General features: G+C 61.5%; 13 protein-coding genes. 3 read left to right on the top strand and 10 right to left on the bottom strand.

Annotated elements, in window-relative coordinates:
* Positions 1–254: 254 nt before the first annotated feature.
* From BBG20_RS15170 to betI, 5 genes are all read right to left on the bottom strand, one after another.
* Complete coding sequence (locus BBG20_RS15170; protein ID WP_065904819.1) at positions 255–1,571, bottom strand: TldD/PmbA family protein; 1,317 nt, start codon at positions 1,569–1,571, stop codon at positions 255–257.
* On the bottom strand, positions 1,571–3,013 hold the full coding sequence (locus tag BBG20_RS15165) for a TldD/PmbA family protein (RefSeq protein WP_065904817.1): 1,443 nt from the start codon (positions 3,011–3,013) through the stop codon (positions 1,571–1,573). The genes BBG20_RS15170 and BBG20_RS15165 overlap by 1 nt, the downstream gene beginning before the upstream one ends.
* Before the next feature lie 208 nt (positions 3,014–3,221).
* A complete protein-coding gene (betA, locus tag BBG20_RS15160) occupies positions 3,222–4,925 on the bottom strand; it encodes a choline dehydrogenase (RefSeq protein WP_065904815.1) in 1,704 nt (567 codons plus the stop codon).
* A gap of 135 nt (positions 4,926–5,060) precedes the next feature.
* Positions 5,061–6,533: a betaine-aldehyde dehydrogenase gene (gene betB / locus BBG20_RS15155; RefSeq protein ID WP_065904813.1), complete on the bottom strand. Its 1,473-nt coding sequence runs from the start codon at positions 6,531–6,533 to the stop codon at positions 5,061–5,063.
* A gap of 109 nt (positions 6,534–6,642) precedes the next feature.
* Positions 6,643–7,236: a transcriptional regulator BetI gene (betI, locus tag BBG20_RS15150; RefSeq protein WP_028618243.1), complete on the bottom strand. Its 594-nt coding sequence runs from the start codon at positions 7,234–7,236 to the stop codon at positions 6,643–6,645.
* A 391-nt stretch (positions 7,237–7,627) separates the two neighbouring features.
* On the opposite strand from betI, the gene BBG20_RS15145 reads away from it, so the two are divergent.
* Complete coding sequence (locus tag BBG20_RS15145) at positions 7,628–9,562, top strand: BCCT family transporter (protein ID WP_226939981.1); 1,935 nt, start codon at positions 7,628–7,630, stop codon at positions 9,560–9,562.
* A 167-nt stretch (positions 9,563–9,729) separates the two neighbouring features.
* Here the strand turns inward: BBG20_RS15145 and choV are convergent, their stop codons facing one another.
* The 3 genes from choV to BBG20_RS15130 all read right to left on the bottom strand — a co-directional run bounded on the left by choV (position 9,730) and on the right by BBG20_RS15130 (position 12,767).
* On the bottom strand, positions 9,730–10,908 hold the full coding sequence (gene choV / locus BBG20_RS15140) for a choline ABC transporter ATP-binding protein (RefSeq protein ID WP_065904810.1): 1,179 nt from the start codon (positions 10,906–10,908) through the stop codon (positions 9,730–9,732).
* On the bottom strand, positions 10,905–11,750 hold the full coding sequence (choW, locus tag BBG20_RS15135; RefSeq protein ID WP_015886271.1) for a choline ABC transporter permease subunit: 846 nt from the start codon (positions 11,748–11,750) through the stop codon (positions 10,905–10,907). The genes choV and choW overlap by 4 nt, the downstream gene beginning before the upstream one ends.
* A 69-nt stretch (positions 11,751–11,819) precedes the next feature.
* Positions 11,820–12,767 (bottom strand): choline ABC transporter substrate-binding protein, encoded by a 948-nt coding sequence (locus BBG20_RS15130; protein WP_065904809.1) that lies wholly within the window; start codon positions 12,765–12,767, stop codon positions 11,820–11,822.
* Positions 12,768–13,181: 414 nt separating this feature from the next.
* Here BBG20_RS15130 and BBG20_RS15125 point away from each other — a divergent pair, with 414 nt between their 5' ends.
* Complete coding sequence (locus tag BBG20_RS15125; protein ID WP_065904808.1) at positions 13,182–14,558, top strand: L-serine ammonia-lyase; 1,377 nt, start codon at positions 13,182–13,184, stop codon at positions 14,556–14,558.
* A gap of 459 nt (positions 14,559–15,017) precedes the next feature.
* On the top strand, positions 15,018–16,121 hold the full coding sequence (gene gbdR, locus BBG20_RS15120) for a choline metabolism transcriptional regulator GbdR (RefSeq protein WP_005792167.1): 1,104 nt from the start codon (positions 15,018–15,020) through the stop codon (positions 16,119–16,121).
* 95 nt (positions 16,122–16,216) lie between these two features.
* Here the strand turns inward: gbdR and BBG20_RS15115 are convergent, their stop codons facing one another.
* Positions 16,217–16,480: a hypothetical protein gene (locus BBG20_RS15115; protein WP_065904803.1), complete on the bottom strand. Its 264-nt coding sequence runs from the start codon at positions 16,478–16,480 to the stop codon at positions 16,217–16,219.
* A 376-nt stretch (positions 16,481–16,856) separates the two neighbouring features.
* A partial coding sequence (locus BBG20_RS32560) for a TauD/TfdA family dioxygenase (RefSeq protein WP_177343947.1) occupies positions 16,857–17,001 on the bottom strand: 145 nt, incomplete at its 5' end.

Raw genomic sequence — 17,001 nt, 5'->3', positions numbered from 1 at the left:
CACGTGCGCACACGCGGGGTTAGTGGCGGGGTGCCACTAACCGTTATAACGAGGTTTTTTGCGGGCGACAACCGGCCGCACGGAGAGACGAGTGAGATGGGAATCGTCGGTAGGAAGGGACGAATTGCAGTGGCTGAAATCAATGCAAAGCAGTGTGGGAAGTGGCTTGCCTGCGCTGCAGGCACCAGGGTGTATCAGTGACACCGCGGTGATGCGATCGCAGGCCAGCCAGCTCCCACCGGGACTGGCGGTGCTTATAAGGTCAGGGTCAGGCGTTTGACCAGGGCGCCTGGCAGCAGGTTGGAGGCGGTGTTGCGCTGGCCATACGTGCTGGCCGACAGCAGCAGTTCCCGATCAGCGGTCAGTGCTTCCAGCTGCGCACCGAGCAACTGGAACACGCTGTCATCAAAGCGCATGGTGCTGACCGGCGCCTTGATCTCGCCGTCTTCCACCCAGAACGTGGCGAAGCGCGTCATGCCGGTCAGGCGGGCGGCGGGCAGGTCGGAGTAGTTCAGGTACCACAGGTTGCTGATGTACAAACCGGTGCCCAATTGCTTGAGGATGTCGGCCTGGGCGAGGGTGCCCGCCGCCATCTGCAAGGCGCTGGGGGATTCGTCACGGCTGGCGCCGTTGGCACTCAGGCCGTACTCGGCGGCGCTGCGCGAGTTCACCAGTTGGCCGTCGGCCTTGCCGGCGTTGATCAACCTGACATCGCTGCGCGGGTAGCCTTCGCTGGAAAACGCCGGGCTCAGGGAGCCGCTGACCTGTTCGTCCACCGTCACCTGCGGGCTGAGGTGTTGCTCGCCGGCGTACAGGCGTTGCAGGGAGCTGCCCTTGCTGGCGATGGCCTGGGCCGAGAAACCGCCCCAGGTGATGATGCTGATGATTTCTTCCAGCGCCGCCGGGGCCAGGTAGGCGCGGTATTCACCGGGTGCCAGCGCGTGCAGCGGCCGGCCGAGGAATTCCAGCTGTTCGCGGGCCAGTTGGAAGCGCCGGGCGAACTCGGCGCTGTTCCAGGCATGGCCGGCGTAGCTGGCTTTGACAGCCTCGCCATTGGCGTGGAACAGGCTGAAGTCGAAGTTGAAGCTATTGGCCTGGTGCCAGCCGAACGCGCCGTTCGAACTGGCGAAGCCGCGGCTGATCGGGCCGGCGGCGTAGAACCCGACGAGGTCGACACCTGCGGCTGCCTGGCTGATTTCGTCCAGTACCTGGGCCAGGTCCGGCAATGGCAGGTCCTGTTCGTTGTGATTCTGCCAGGCGTTGTGGTTGAGCAGCAGGTAGGGATCGTGGGGCAGCAGCGGCAGGGTTTCGCGCAGCTGTTGCAGGCCCTCGGCGAGGCGCTGGCGGTCCAGCTCCGGATCACCGGCGAGGGTGATGCCGAGGTCGGCGTGGCGGCCATCGTTGATCAGTTTCAGGTTGAGGCTGGCCTGTTGCACCTGGCCGGCCTGGCGCACCTTGGCGTGGTTGAAGCGCACGAACTCGGACGACTCGGCCGCATAGCCCAGGTGGAATTGTTCCTTGTCGGTGATGGCCTGTTTGAGCCATTGCACCAATGCCTTGAAATTGTTCATCAGGCATCTCCCCCAAATACGTCAACGTTGCTGAACACACAGGCCGGCGACGCGTGGCCGACGCGGATCACTTGGTTGGGTTCGCCTTTGCCGCAGTTCGGCGTGCCCAGGACCTTGAAGGTGCTGGCGTCGCCCACGGCGCTGAGGTTGCGCCAGAACTGCGCGGAAATCGCCCGGTAGTTGGGGTTTTTCACCACGCCCTTGAGCTCGCCGTTTTCAATCAGCTGGCCCCATTCGCAGCCGAACTGGAATTTATTGCGCGCATCGTCGATGGACCAGGAACGGTTGGTCGACATCAGGATGCCGTGCTCGATGCCACCAATCAGTTGCGCCAGGCTCTGGTCACCGGCTTCGATATTCAGGTTGGCCATGCGGTCGATCGGCGGGCGGTTCCAGCTGCTGGCGCGGCTGTTGGCGACGCCGCCCAGGCCGGCACGGAACTGCGACAGCGCGCCGCCGAGTGGCCTGAGCAGCACACCTTCGCGGATCAGGAACTGTTTGCTGGCCGGGGTTCCGTCATCGTCATGGCTGTAGCTGGCCAGTTGTTCGGGGATGTCCGGGTCGAAGGTCACGTTGAGCAGTTCGGAGCCGTATTGCAGGTGGCCGAAGTCCTCGGCCTTGACGAAGCTGGTACCGGCGTAATTGCGCTCATCGCCGAGGATACGGTCCAGCTCCAGCGGGTGGCCGATGGACTCGTGGATCTGCAGGATCATCTGGTCGGGCATCAAGAGCAGGTCGCGCGGGCCCTGGGGCGCGTTCGGCGCCAGCAGCAGTTGCAGGGCTTCGTCGGCAATGCGCGGCGCAGCGCCGACCAGGCCGAAGCGGTCGATCACATCAAAGCCGCCTTGCTGCCCGAAGTTGCTGCCGCCAAGGGTGCGCGACTGGCTGTCGTTGCCGTCGTAGGCAGTGACATTGACGCCGGGGAACACAAAGCGCTGGGCCTGGCGCAGCTCGGCGCCGGCACTGTTGAGGTAGATCTGCTCGACATGGGTCAGGCCGAGGCTGACTTCCCAGTTCACCAGGCGCTCGTCGTGGGGCACGGCGGCGGATTCATCACCGAGCAATTGGTAGCAATCGCTGAGGGAAGGGAAGGCTTGCGCGAGGTTGGGTGACAGGTAGTCGGCGACGTCACTGGAGACGTGTTGGTCGCGCAGGTCGAGCAGGGCGTGGGGCAAAATCCGCCGGGCTTGCTGTTCGGCGCGCTCAAGGGCGGCTTGCAGGCCATGCAGGGAAATATCGTGGGTTGCGGCGTAGGCTTCCACACCGTTGACACGCACGGTGAGCATGGCGCCTTCGTCGTGGTTCAGGTGGGGCGGTTCGGCGACGTTCTTGCGTACCGACAGGTACTGGCCGGATTCGCGGACATAACGCAGCGAGAAGAAGTCGGCGGTGGTGCGCAGGGCACTGAAATGTTTTTTGAGTGTGGCGTGGTGGTCGAACATGGGGCCTTCCTTGTGGGCGGCTCAGCGCAGGCAGGCAAACAGAGTAGGCCTGGGCTGGGAGCTGATCAAGGAGGGCGACTACTTGTAGCAGGTGAACCCTTGTGGTGAGCGGGCTTGACCCGCGTTGGAGTGCGTAGCGCTCCCCAGATTTTCGGGGCCGCTGCGCAGCCCAACGCGGGACAAGCCCGCTCGCCACAAAGTGTTTCAGTTACTGCGCAGTCGGGCCCACTTCACGCAACGGCTTGCCACGCACCGGCGCATCGCCTGCCACGTAGTAGTCGGCGGTGCTGCGCGGCAGCGGCTGACGGCCACGGATCTTGTCGGCGATTTTCTCGGCGATCATGATCGTCGGCGCGTTCAGGTTGCCAGTGGTGATGATCGGCATGATCGACGCATCGACCACACGCAGGCCCTGCATGCCGTGCACACGGCCTTCGCCGTCCACTACCGCCATCTCGTCGGTGCCCATCTTGCACGAGCAGGACGGGTGGAACGCGGTTTCGGCGTGCTCGCGGATGAACTTGTCCAGCTGCTCATCGGTTTGCACCTCGATGCCCGGGCTGATCTCGCGGCCACGGTAGGGATCCAGCGCCGGCTGCTGCATGATTTCACGGGTCAGGCGGATGCCGTCACGGAATTCCTGCCAGTCCTGCTCGGTGGCCATGTAGTTGAAGAGGATGCTCGGGTAGTCCCGTGGGTTCTTCGACTTCAGTTGCACGCGGCCACGGCTTGGCGAACGCATGGAGCCCATGTGTGCCTGGAAACCGTGCTCTTTCACACCGTTGCTGCCGTTGTAGTTAATCGCCACCGGCAGGAAGTGGTACTGGATATTTGGCCAATCGAATTCTTCACGGGTACGGATAAAACCGCCCGCTTCGAACTGGTTGCTGGCGCCGATGCCGGTGCCGTTGAACAGCCACTCGGCACCGATGGCTGGCTGGTTGTACCAGAGCAGCGATGGGTACAGCGAGACCGGTTGAGTGCACGCGTATTGCAGGTACAGCTCAAGGTGGTCCTGCAGGTTTTCACCAACGCCCGGCAGGTCGTGGACCACCGGGATGTCCAGGCTTTCCAGCAGTTTTGCCGGGCCCACGCCGGAGCGTTGCAGCAGTTGCGGCGAAGCGATTGCACCGCTGCACACCAGCACTTCTTTACGCGCACGGGCTTCAACGCGCTCTTCGGCGGCACCGATCAGGTAACGCACGCCCACGGCACGCTTGCCTTCGAACAACACTTTGTCGGTGAGGGCGTGGGTGACGATGGTCAGGGTCGAACGCTTCTTGGCTGTGTCCAGGTAACCGCGCGCGGTGCTGGCGCGACGGCCGTTCGGCGTGACGGTACGGTCCATCGGGCCGAAGCCTTCCTGCTGGTAGCCGTTCAGGTCTTCGGTGCGCGGGTAGCCGGCTTGCACGCCTGCTTCAACCATGGCGTGGAACAGCGGGTTGTTGCCGGCTTTAGGCGTGGTCACGCTGACCGGGCCGTCGCCACCGTGGTAGTCGTTGGGGCCGATGTCGCGAGTTTCAGCCTTGCGGAAATACGGCAGGCAGTCCAGGTAGGTCCAGTTTTCCAGGCCCGGCAGTTTCGACCAGTTGTCGTAGTCCATGGCGTTGCCACGGATGTAGCACATGCCGTTGATCAGCGAGGAACCGCCGAGGCCCTTGCCGCGACCGCATTCCATCCGGCGGCCGTCCATGTGAGGCTCTGGATCGGTTTCGTAGGCCCAGTTGTAGCGACGGCCTTGCAGCGGGAACGCCAGGGCGGCCGGCATTTGCGTACGGAAATCGAAACGGTAGTCCGGGCCGCCGGCTTCCAGCAGCAGGACGGTGACGCCTTCGTCTTCAGTCAGACGGGTCGCCAGGGTGTTACCGGCGGAACCGGCACCCACAATGATGTAATCGTATTCTTGAGTCATGGGGTCTCCTTGAGAGCTGCTAGCTCTAAGCTTCAAGCTGCAAGAAAGAGCAGCGAGCGGTGTATCTGGGAAGTGCGGCAAACCAAACTGCTTTTACTTGCAGCTTGAAGCTTGCCGCTTGCCGCTTGCCGCTTATCAGAACACCGAGGCGTAGTCGCCCAGCTCAACCTGTACCGATTTGATGCGGGTGAAGTTGTTCAGCGAGCTGATGCCGTTCTCACGGCCCACACCGGATTGCTTGTAGCCACCGACCGGCATTTTCGCGTCGGACTCGCCCCAGGCGTTGATCCAGCAGATACCTGCTTCCAGCTGATGAATCACGCGGTGGGCGCGGTTCAGGTCCTTGGTCACAAGGCCCGCAGCCAGGCCGAAGTCGGTGTCGTTGGCGCGACGGATCACTTCTTCTTCGGTTTCGTAAGTGAGGATGCTCATCACCGGGCCAAAGATTTCCTCACGCACGATGGTCATCTCGTCGGTGCAGTCGGTGAACACGGTCGGGGCCACGTAGGCGCCTTTGGCGAATGCACCGTCGGTCAGGCGGTCGCCGCCGCAGAGCACGCGAGCGCCTTCTTCCTTACCTTTGGCGATGTAGCCGAGCACGCTTTCCATGTGGGCGAAGCTGACCAGCGGGCCGAAGTTGGTGTTTTCGTCTTGCGGGTCGCCAACGCGAATGCGCGCCACACGCTCAACGATCTTGGCTTCGAAGGCGGCTTGCAGGTGCTTGGGCACGAACACGCGAGTGCCGTTGGTGCAGACCTGACCGGAGCTGTAGAAGTTGGCCATCATCGCGATGTCGGCGGCGCGATCCAGGTCGGCGTCTTCGAACACGATCAGCGGGGACTTGCCACCCAGCTCCATGGTCACTTCCTTGAGCGAGGAGCTGGAAGCGCTGGCCATGACTTTCTTGCCGGTGTCGGTGCCGCCGGTGAAGGAGACTTTCTCGATGCGCGGGTGCTCGGTCAGCCAGGTGCCGACTTCACGGCCGCTGCCGGTCAGTACGTTGAACACGCCCGCCGGAACGCCGGCTTCGGTGTAGATCTCGGCCAGTTTCAGGGTGGTCAGCGAGGTGACTTCGCTCGGCTTGAAGATCATCGCGTTGCCGGCAGCCAGGGCCGGTGCGGATTTCCACAGGGCGATCTGGATCGGGTAGTTCCACGCGCCGATACCGGCAACCACGCCCAGCGGCTCGCGGCGGGTGTAGACGAAGGACGTGTCGCGCAGCGGGATCTGCTCGCCTTCGATGGCCGGCACCAGGCCTGCGTAGTACTCCAGTACGTCAGCGCCGGTGACGATGTCGACGTATTGGGTTTCGGAGAAAGCTTTACCGGTGTCCAGGGTTTCCAGGGCGGCCAGTTCGTCGTTGCGCTCACGCAGGATGTCGACGGCGCGACGCAGGATGCGCGAACGCTCCATGGCGGTCATCGCGGCCCAGATCTTCTGGCCTTTTTCGGCGCTGACCACGGCACGTTCAACGTCATCGAACGTTGCGCGTTGCACTTGGGCGAGAACTTCACCGTTAGCCGGGTTGATGGCTTCGAAGGTGGCATCGCTGCCAGCGTCGCTGTAGCCGCCGTCAATGTAGAGTTTTTGCAGTTCGAAACGGGCCATAAAGTCCTCGCAAGTGCATAAGTGGTTGGCGTTAACCGCCGAAAGTGGGCCATAAGGGTCTGGCATCACTGATCGACAGCAGTTCAGGGGTTGAGCGGTTGTGTGTGCTCTAACTCACCTGCTTGGCCAATTGGAAATCCATGTATTCGTAAGCGATCCGTTGCGCTTGCGCCGTGTCGAAAGCGTCTCCCGACAGGGCGCCGCGCAACCACAAACCGTCGATCAGGGCCGCCAGGCCTCGGGCTGCTTTGCGTGCGTGCGGCAGCGGCAGCACTCGGCGGAACTGGCAGCACAGGTTGGAATACAGACGTTGATCGTTGATCCGCTGCAACCTGTGCAATGACGGGTGGTGCATGCTGGTGGCCCAGAAGGCCAGCCAGGTTTTCATTGCCGGGCCGTTGACCTGGCTGGCATCGAAGTTGCCCTCGATGATCACCTGAAGGTGCGCCCGTGGGCTGTCATCCTTCAGTGCGAGCCTGCGTTCGTGGACGTTCTCGATCAGCACATTCATCAAGTACCGCATCGTCGCGGCGATCAGGCCGTTCTTGTCCTGAAAGTAGTGACTGATGATGCCGTTCGAGACGCCGGCCAGACGGGCGATCAGCGCAATGCTGGCATCCCCCATTCCGACCTGATCGATCGCCGTCAATGTGGCTTCGATCAACTGCTGGCGGCGTATGGGTTGCATACCGACCTTGGGCATGTAGCACCTCTCCTTAGGCCTGCCGATGGGCGATCAACGTCCGTCGGCTTGATGGCCAGTCTATTTTGTTTTGATTGAACGTTCAATCAACAAAGAATAAGATCTGCGACAAATGGTCGCTGCCTACAGATATTTCCTACCTGCGAGCTGCGACATCTGACACCTGCAAAAGTCCTTGAAACAGGCCGTATCAGGGCCTGGGCACCGCTTCGGCGGGGCTCAAGAATTTTCGGGGTGTCTTTATAACACCCGTCCGTCGACTGCCGAAAAATCGATGTCCCGGGATAACCGTTGCCTTGTGTTTCTCTCTCGCACTGCCCGGAGCATCTGCGCCATGAGTTCTGCCTCTCTTATAAAGACCCCGCCGGAAAAGGTCCGGGTCAACGGTTGGGTGTTCTACACCTCCACCGCGCTCATTCTGTTGTTGACCGCCATTCTGATCATCGCCCCGCAGGAGGCCGGGCGCATGCTCGGCGTAGCACAGGCCTGGCTGTCGAAAAGCTTTGGCTGGTACTACATGGTGGTCATCGCCGCTTACCTGGTGTTTGTGGTCGGCCTGGCATTTTCGTCCTACGGCAAATTGAAACTGGGCAGCAAGGACGACACCCCGGACTTCAGCTACGGCGCCTGGGCCGGCATGTTGTTCTCGTCCGGGATCGGCATCTCGCTGCTGTACTTCGGCGCCTCGGAGCCATTGGACCACTACTTCAACCCGCCCGAAGGCGCGGCCGCCAGCAATGGCGCAGCACGCCAGGCGCTGCAACTGACCTTTCTGCACTGGGGCCTGCACGGCTGGGCGATCTATGCCCTGGTCGGCCTGGCCGTGGCGTACTTCGCGTACCGGCATAACCAGCCGCTGGCGCTGCGTTCGGCGCTGTACCCGCTGGTAGGCGAGCGTTGGGTGAAGGGTGCGGCCGGCCATGCGGTGGACGGCTTCGGCATGTTCGTGACCCTGCTCGGCCTGGTGACCAACCTGGGTATTGGTTCGATGCAGGTCTCGTCCGGGTTGGAAAACCTGTTCGGCATGCAGCACAGCAACACCAACCTGTTGATCGTGATCATCGTGATGAGCACCGTGGCAACCATCGCTGCGGTGTCGGGTGTGGAGAACGGCATTCGCCGCCTGTCCAACCTCAACATCGTGCTGTTCAGCGGTTTGTTGATCTTCGTATTGCTGTTCGGCCCGACCCTGCACCTGCTCAACGGCTTTGTGCAGAACATCGGCGACTACATGAACGGCCTGGTGCTGAAAACCTTCGACCTCTATGTGTATGAAGGCGACGCCGACAAGACCGAACGCTGGATGGGCCTGTGGACCCTGTTCTACTGGGCCTGGTGGATTTCCTGGGCGCCATTCGTAGGCATGTTCATCGCGCGTATTTCCCGTGGCCGCACCGTGCGCGAGCTGGTGGCCGGCGTGCTGCTGATCCCGCTGGGCTTCACCCTGGCGTGGTTGTCGATCTTCGGCAACTCGGCGCTGGACCTGGTGCTCAATCACGGTGCGGTGGAGTTGGGCAAGACGGCGCTGGAACAGCCGTCCATGGCCATCTATCAACTGCTGGAGCATTACCCGGCGTCGAAAATCGTCATCGGTGTGTCGATCTTCGTCGGCTTCGTGTTGTTCCTGACCCCGGCGGATTCCGGCGCGGTGATGATGGCCAACCTTTCCTGCAAAGGCGGCAATGTGGATGAAGATGCGCCGCACTGGCTGCGGATCTTCTGGTCGGCGGTGATCACCCTGGTGACTATCGGCCTGCTGTTCGCCGGTAACTTCGAAGCCATGCAAACCATGGTGGTGCTGGCGGGGCTGCCGTTCTCGGTGGTGCTGATTTTCTTCATGTTCGGTTTGCACAAGGCCATGCGCCAGGACGTCGCAATCGAACAGGAGCAGGCGCAGTTGGCCGAGCGTGGCCGTCGGGGGTTCAGCGAGCGCCTCACCGCGCTGGATCTGCAACCGAGCCAGGCCACTGTGCAGCGCTTCATGGACAAACACGTCACGCCGGCGCTGGAAGAAGCCGCGACGGCGTTGCGCGACCAGGGGCTGGAAGTGCAGACCCTGCTGGGCAAATCCAAGCGTTGCATCGGTGTGCGCATCGAGATGGAAGAGGGCAACCCGTTTGTCTACGAAGTGAGCCTGGATGCTTACTCGTCGGCGCCGAGCGACCTGCCGGAAGAAGAGCGCACCCGCTACTACCGTGCCGAGGTCTACCTGCACAACGGGCCTCAGGAGTACGACCTGATGGGCTTTGCCCAGGAACAGATCACCCGGGACGTGCTCGATCAGTTTGAAAGCCATCGGCAGCTCCTTGGCCGTGTCTATAGCTGATGCCTGAAAGGAGCGGCGCCCTCACTGGCGCCGCTTTTTTTATGCCGAAACAGAGATCAAATGTGGGAGCTGGCTTGCCTGCGATAGCTATGTTGGATTCACCATTGCTGTCGCAGACAAGCCAGCTCCCACATTGACCCAGTTCATTCAGCCGATCTGTGCACTGCTCAGCCCAGGTTCTTGCCCAGCAGGGCATGGTAGAGCTCGCTGTCCCCCAGAATCCCCACCACCTGGTTGTTGTCATGCAACACCAGCTTGTTGCCGGTGTGATAACGAATCTGCAGCGCATCGCGCATGCCGATGTTGGAGTCCACCAGTGTCGGCACCCGGCCCAGACCTTCCACCGGTTGCCCCGGCGCCCAGTTCTGCAGGTTCATCACCGCGCCATTCTGGCGAGCACCGGTGATGGTGTTGCCTTCGGCCAGGTCCAGCCATGAGTCGCCACCCGGATCGAGGCACACCGAGCCGTTCACGCGCTTGCAGTTGTCCAGGGTGCGCATCAGGCTGCGTCCGCACAGCACGTTGAGCGGGTTGGTATGGGCGACGAAGGTGCGCACATAGTCGTCCGCCGGGTTCAGCACAATCTCTTCCGGCACGCTGTACTGGATGATCTTGCCGTCTTTCATGATCGCGATGCGGCTGCCCAGCTTGAGCGCTTCATCGAGGTCGTGGCTCACGAACACGATGGTCTTGCTCAGCTTGCGTTGCAGCTCCAGCAACTCGTCCTGCAGGCCCTGGCGGATCAGCGGGTCGAGGGCGGAGAAAGGTTCGTCCATCAGCAGGATATCGGCGTCCATCGCCAACGCACGCGCCAGGCCGACGCGCTGCTGCATGCCGCCGGAGAGTTCATCCGGCTTCTTGTTGCGCCACTGGGTCAGGCCCACCAGCTCGAGTTTCTCATCCACCAGCTTGCGGCGGTCTTTCTCCGGGCGGCCCTGCATTTCCAGGCCGAAGCTGATGTTTTCGCGCACTGTCAGCCAGGGCATCAGGGCGAACTTCTGGAACACCATGGCGATGCGCTTGGTGCGCATCATTTTCAGCTCGGCGGGCGTGCACGACGCGATGTCGATCTGGCGCCCTTCATGCTCCACGAACAGCTGGCCACGGCTGACGGTATTGAGGCCGTTGATGCAACGCAGCAGGCTCGACTTGCCGGACCCGGAGAGGCCCATGAGCACGCAGATCTCGCCTTTCTCGATATCCAGGCTGGCTTTTTCAACGCCGACAATCTGCCCGGTCTTTTTCAGGATTTCGTTGCGGTGCATCCCCTGGTCCAGCAGCTTGAGGGCTTCGCGTGGGTCCTTGGAGAAGATCACATCGACCTTGTCGAATCGGATAATGCTCATGCATCACCCCCTACTTTGGCGTCGGGTTGTTTGCAGATGCGGTCGAGCATGATGGCGAGCAACACGATCGCCAGGCCGGCTTCGAAACCGAGGGCGATATCAGCGGTGTTCAGCGCGTTGACCACCGGCTTGCCGAGGCCGTCGGCGCCTACCAGGGCCGCGATCACCACCATCGACAACGACAGCATGATGCATTGGGTAATGCCGGCGGCAATGCTCGGCATGGCGTGGGGCAGTTCAATGCGCGAGAGCAACTGACGGCGCGAGCAGCCAAAGGCCTTGCCGGCGTCCATCAACTCCTGCGGTACATCGCGGATACCCAGGTAAGTCAGGCGGATCGGCGCGGCAATCGCGAACACCACCGTGGATATCAGCCCGGGTACCACACCCAGCCCGAAGAGGGTCAGGGTAGGGATGAGGTAGACGAAGGTCGGTACGGTCTGCATCAGATCGAGCACCGGCCGCATCAGGGTGTAGAACATCGGCTTGTGCGCGGCAACAATGCCCAGCGGCACACCGATGACCACGCAGACCAGGGTGGCGAACAGCACCTGCGCGAGGGTTTCCATGGTTTCCTGCCAGTACCCCAGGTTGAGGATCAGCAGGAACGAGGCGATGACAAATACAGTCAGGCCCCACTTGCGTTGAATGAAGTGAGCCAGCAGCGCAATCAGACCGATCAATGCCAGCGGATTGAACCAGGTCAGCGCAAACGTCACGCCGTGGATCATCGTTTCCAGCGTCGATGCGATTGCGTCGAAGTAGTTGGCGCCGTGTTGGGTCAACCATTCGACGAAGGCAGCGATGTACTGGCCTAGTGGGATTTTCTGTTCAGTCAGCATGGTAGTGAATGTCCACATGCGAAGGGGAAAACATCCCAGGCCAGCGCACCGGCCTGGGGTCAGCGGGTGTTATTTGGCGAGATAAGCTTTGACGGCCTCCAGACCGGGTTTGCCATCGACGGTGGTGACGCCTGCGAGCCAGGTGTCGAGCACTTGCGGGTTGGCCTTCAGCCAGGCCTTGGCCGCTGCATCGGGTTTCTGTTTTTCGTCCAGGACTTTACCCATCAGGGTGCTTTCCATGTTCAGGGTGAACACCAGGTTTTTCAGCAACTGGCCGACGTTGCTGCATTCCTGGGTGTAGCCCTTGCGGGTGTTGGTGTAGATGGTGGCCTGGCCGTAGTTGGGGCCGAACGAGTCGTCACCCCCGGTCAGGTACTTCATCTTGAAGCGAGTGTTCATCGGGTGCGGTTCCCAGCCGAGGAACACGATGGCCTGGTCGCGCTTGGTGGCGCGTTCGACCTGGGAGAGCATGCCGGCTTCGCTGGATTCGACGACTTTGAAGCCGGCGGTTTTGAGGCCGAAGGCGTCTTTGTCGATCAACGTCTGGATGGTGCGGTTGCCGTCGTTACCCGGCTCGATGCCGTAGATCTTGCCACCCAGCTCATCCTTGAATTTGGCGATATCGGCGAAGTCTTTCAGGCCTTTGTTGTACAGCGCTTCGGGTACCGCCAGGGTGTACTTGGCGTTCTCCAGGTTGGCGCGCACGGTTTCCACGGTGCCGGCATCACGGTACTGCTTGATGTCGTTTTCCATGGTCGGCATCCAGTTGCCGAGGAAGATGTCCATGTTCTTGCCGTCGGCCAGGGACTTGTAGGTCACAGGTACCGAAATCATAGTGGTGCGCGGCTTGTAGCCCAGGCCCTTGAGGACTTCGCTGGTGGTCGCGGTGGTGACGGTGATGTCGGTCCAGCCGACATCGGAGAAATTGACGGTCTGACATTGTGCCGGTTCTGCAGCGTGCGCCAGGACTGGCAGACTCAGCATGGCGGCCAACAACAACGAGGGTGAACCTTTCATCTGGGTAGACTCCTGTGTTTTTTCTGGCGGCATTCGCCGCGCTTTATATGTGTTGCGGTTGGAACGTGCGACGCAGCGGCGGCGCGGTGCCTTGCAAACGAGTCGAGACTGATCATGTACCAGTGAAAATCTGACGCCTACAGGGGGCGTCGTATCCAGTACAGGGATGGTCGTATCCAGTGTCGGTGACGTCGCTTACAGATTTTTCCAAAGGCAAAACTGCAGTTTTCAACGATCTGCACCGCTAAAAACGGCCAAAACGCCTGATCGCACGAGAGCGACGCTGGTGAGCATGGGTACGTCGGTGTGAGACGCCGTGACGGCGGATAAAAGCTTGATGATGCCGCCATCTGGGCGATCTGAGCGTAGCAGCTCCTTGGTGTCCGGTTTGCTCACCTGCGGAGTCCCACGTTAATGGCTATCAGCGTTTTCGACCTGTTCAAGATCGGCATCGGGCCTTCTAGTTCTCACACCGTCGGCCCCATGCGCGCCGCGGCGTTGTTCGTCCAGGCATTGCGTGAACGTGAACTGTTGGAACAAGTCAGGCGCGTCGAAGTTCAGCTCTACGGCTCATTGTCGGCCACCGGCATTGGCCACGGCAGCGACACCGCGACCATCATGGGCCTGATGGGCGAGTGGCCCGACGCGATTGATCCGGCGCAGATCGGCCTGCGTATCCACACCCTGCGCGAGACCGACACGCTGCTGCTGGATGGGCGCTTGCCGGTGCCGTTTGTGTGGGCACGCGACATGCGCCTGCTCGACGAAAACCTGCCCTTTCATCCCAACGCCATGACCCTGGTGGTGTTCGGCGATGACGGTGAGTTGCATCGCGACACCTACTACTCGGTGGGCGGCGGTTTTGTCGTGGATGAAGCCCAGGCGCAGAGTGGCGTGGCGGATATGGACCGCACCGAGCTGCCCTATGATTTTTCCAGCGCGGTGGAGTTGTTGCAGCTGTGCAAGACCCACAACCTGCGCGTCGCCGAGTTGATGTTGGCGAATGAAAAAACCTGGCGCTCGGAAGATGAAATCCGCAGCGGCCTGATGAAACTCTGGCGCGCCATGCAGGCGTGTGTGGAGGAGGGGCTCAAGCACGAGGGCATCTTGCCGGGCGGCCTGAACGTGCGCCGCCGCGCGGCCAAGTTGCACCGCAGTTTGCTGGAGCTGAACAAACCCAATGTGATCGGCTCGACCTTGAGCGCGATGGAGTGGGTCAACCTGTTCGCCCTCGCGGTCAATGAAGAAAACGCTGCCGGTGGACGCATGGTCACCGCACCCACCAACGGCGCGGCGGGGATCATCCCGGCAGTGCTGCACTACTTCATGAAATTCAGCGAGGAAGTGACCGAAGCCAACGTGGTCGACTACCTGCTCGGCGCTGCGGCGGTGGGCATCCTGTGCAAGAAAAACGCCTCGATCTCCGGTGCCGAGGTCGGGTGCCAGGGCGAAGTCGGCTCGGCCTGTGCGATGGCCGCCGCCGGCTTGGCGGAGATCCTCGGCGCCACGCCGGAGCAACTGTGCAACGCTGCGGAGATCGGCCTGGAACACAACCTCGGCCTGACCTGCGATCCAGTGGGCGGATTGGTGCAAGTGCCGTGCATCGAGCGCAACGCGATTGCGGCGGTGAAGGCGATCAACGCGGCGCAGATGGCCCTGCGCGGTGATGGCCAGCACTTCATCTCGCTCGACCGGGTGATCCGCACCATGCGCGATACCGGGGCGGACATGCACGACAAGTACAAGGAAACCTCGCGCGGTGGGCTGGCGGTGAGCGCGGTGGAGTGTTGACCACCTTTGCCGGTGGGCGGCTTGTTGTGGCAAGCCCGCTCGCCACAATTGAGGTGCAAACTGCGCATAAAGTGAACATCCCAACCAAAAGCGCCACCTTTTAGCGCGTCGCAAACAGATAAGTAGCTCCCAAACGATTTACCCCTCGACCACCCGTCACCTGTGCGTGTGGTGACAGACTTTTCCTACGCCCTGAAAGCGCCTTCCCACAAGTGCTACCGATCTGCTCACACCCCTTGAGCAGGCTCACTCCTGCCACTGAATCGGGTCATATCCCGCACTCGCGGCGCGGGCTTATATAGACGCTTCATCAGGTCGTTTTCAGGAGTTATTGAATGGCCATTCAAATTTAGGCATGGCATTTGCTCTATCAATTCAAAGCCTCGCCTCTCCAGGACGAGCGCAATAACAAGAGCCTCGCCTGAGGCCATCACCCGCTTTGTGTGAGGAGATACCGCGATGACGTCGTTCAACTCAGGGGCCCAACCCCAGAACCGTGCGCCTCAATCCATCGGCTTTTTGCTGCTGGACAATTTCACGCTGATTTCCCTGGCGTCGGCAGTGGAACCGCTGCGCATGGCCAACCAGTTGTCCGGCCGCGAGCTGTATCGCTGGACCACCCTGAGTGTCGACGGCAACCAGGTCTGGGCCAGCGACGGCCTGCAAATCACCCCCGATGCCTCCATGCACAAAGCCCCGGCCCTGGACACTGTGATTGTGTGCGGCGGCGTGGGTATCCAGCGCACCGTTACCCGTGAACACGTGTCGTGGCTGCAAAGCCAGGCGCGCCAGTCGCGTCGCCTTGGCGCGGTGTGCACCGGCAGCTGGGCCCTGGCCTGCGCCGGCTTGCTCGATGGGTTTGATTGCAGCGTGCACTGGGAATGCCTGGCGTCGATGCAGGAAGCCTTCCCGCGGGTCGCCATGAGCACGCGCTTGTTCACCCTCGACCGCAACCGTTTCACCAGCTCCGGTGGCACCGCGCCGCTGGACATGATGCTGCACCTGATCAGCCGCGACCACGGTCGCGAACTGTCCGCAGCCATCTCCGAGATGTTCGTGTACGAACGCATCCGCAACGAACAGGATCACCAGCGCGTGCCGCTCAAGCACATGCTCGGCACCAACCAGCCGAAGCTGCAGGAAATCGTCGCGCTGATGGAAGCCAACCTTGAAGAGCCGATCGACCTGGATGAGCTGGCGGTGTACGTCGCCGTGTCGCGGCGCCAGCTGGAGCGGCTGTTCCAGAAATACCTGCACTGCTCGCCGTCGCGCTACTACCTCAAGCTGCGCCTGATCCGTGCGCGGCAGTTGCTCAAGCAAACGCCGATGTCGATCATCGAAGTGGCGTCGGTGTGCGGGTTTGTCTCCACGCCGCACTTCTCCAAGTGCTACCGCGAATACTTCGGCATTCCGCCACGCGATGAGCGTGTGGGTTCCAACACCACGCAGCAAGTGGCGATGATGCCGATTCCGCAGGCGCTGGTGTTGTCACCGTTGTCGGGGCCGATGTCGGCGTTGAGCCAGGCGCGCAATGAATCGACTTTTGCCAGTGTAAGGCTCTAGGCCGAGCCGTTTTCATCGCCGGCAAGCCAGCTCCCACATTTTGATCCGTGAATAGATTCAAATGTGGGCGCTGGCTTGCCGGCGATGGCGCTTTATCAGGCGCCAGAGTTCTGCTTGAACTGCACCAAGGCCGGCAACAACTGCTTGTCGATCGCCTGGCGTACAGCCGGCAGGATCGTCGCGCTGCCGGTGTACATCTGCTCCACCATGCCTTTGAGCGCCTTGGCCCGTGCGGCACTCAAACCGCGCACGGCGCACTCGCAGGCCTGTTCGGCGCTGGCGCCGCTGGACACCTCGAAACCCAGCGAGCGAAGTTGGCTCAGCAGGTCATCCTGGTCAATCAAATCCGCGTGCATCATGACGTTTATCCTGGTGTAGGGAGCGGGAGATTGAGGTCGATTCTGGTAGGCCATCACCGAGTCGGCAAGGCCTGAATGCGTGAATGTCCGGCACACCTATGAACAGGTCGTTTTCGGCTAACTCGCAAGGAAGGGGAGTGTGCACACTGGCATCAAGCAAGCAGCTTGAAGGTTTGGTCACCCTCGGGATGCGCAGCTCACACAAAGCACTCTGCCCCGATCCTGTCACGGCTGGATCGGGGTTTTTTTTGCTGAATTTGTAGTGGTTGTGCGGGCCCCTTCGCGAGCAAGCCCGCTCCCACATTTGACCGAGTTCCTGCTGAAAAAGTGCGGTCAAATGTGGGAGCGGGCTTGCTCGCGAAGGGCGCGCCTCGGTCTACCGCTGCAACACCAATATCCTGGACAACAACTCATCCCGGTCGATATAGCACCCCTGGAAATGCCGCGCCCCCGAAGCCGGATCAAACGCATTGCGCGCATGCAAGGTGCGGCGGTTATCGAAGCACCACAGCTCGCCCGGG

The organism is Pseudomonas aylmerensis, assembly GCF_001702265.1.
Classification (GTDB): Bacteria; Pseudomonadota; Gammaproteobacteria; order Pseudomonadales; family Pseudomonadaceae; genus Aquipseudomonas; species Aquipseudomonas aylmerensis.
This window is presented reverse-complemented; position numbering and strand designations above follow the sequence as displayed.

Excerpts from the sequence above, each read along its gene's own strand:
- BBG20_RS15170 (WP_065904819.1), bottom strand. The coding sequence starts at position 1,571 with ATGAACAATTTCAAGGCATTGGTGCAATGGCTCAAACAGGCCATCACC.
- gbdR (WP_005792167.1), top strand. The coding sequence starts at position 15,018 with ATGACGTCGTTCAACTCAGGGGCCCAACCCCAGAACCGTGCGCCTCAA.
- betB (WP_065904813.1), bottom strand. The coding sequence starts at position 6,533 with ATGGCCCGTTTCGAACTGCAAAAACTCTACATTGACGGCGGCTACAGC.
- betA (WP_065904815.1), bottom strand. The coding sequence starts at position 4,925 with ATGACTCAAGAATACGATTACATCATTGTGGGTGCCGGTTCCGCCGGT.
- BBG20_RS15125 (WP_065904808.1), top strand. The coding sequence starts at position 13,182 with ATGGCTATCAGCGTTTTCGACCTGTTCAAGATCGGCATCGGGCCTTCT.
- choV (WP_065904810.1), bottom strand. The coding sequence starts at position 10,908 with ATGAGCATTATCCGATTCGACAAGGTCGATGTGATCTTCTCCAAGGAC.
- betI (WP_028618243.1), bottom strand. The coding sequence starts at position 7,236 with ATGCCCAAGGTCGGTATGCAACCCATACGCCGCCAGCAGTTGATCGAA.
- choW (WP_015886271.1), bottom strand. The coding sequence starts at position 11,750 with ATGCTGACTGAACAGAAAATCCCACTAGGCCAGTACATCGCTGCCTTC.
- BBG20_RS15115 (WP_065904803.1), bottom strand. The coding sequence starts at position 16,480 with ATGATGCACGCGGATTTGATTGACCAGGATGACCTGCTGAGCCAACTT.
- BBG20_RS15130 (WP_065904809.1), bottom strand. The coding sequence starts at position 12,767 with ATGAAAGGTTCACCCTCGTTGTTGTTGGCCGCCATGCTGAGTCTGCCA.
- BBG20_RS15165 (WP_065904817.1), bottom strand. The coding sequence starts at position 3,013 with ATGTTCGACCACCACGCCACACTCAAAAAACATTTCAGTGCCCTGCGC.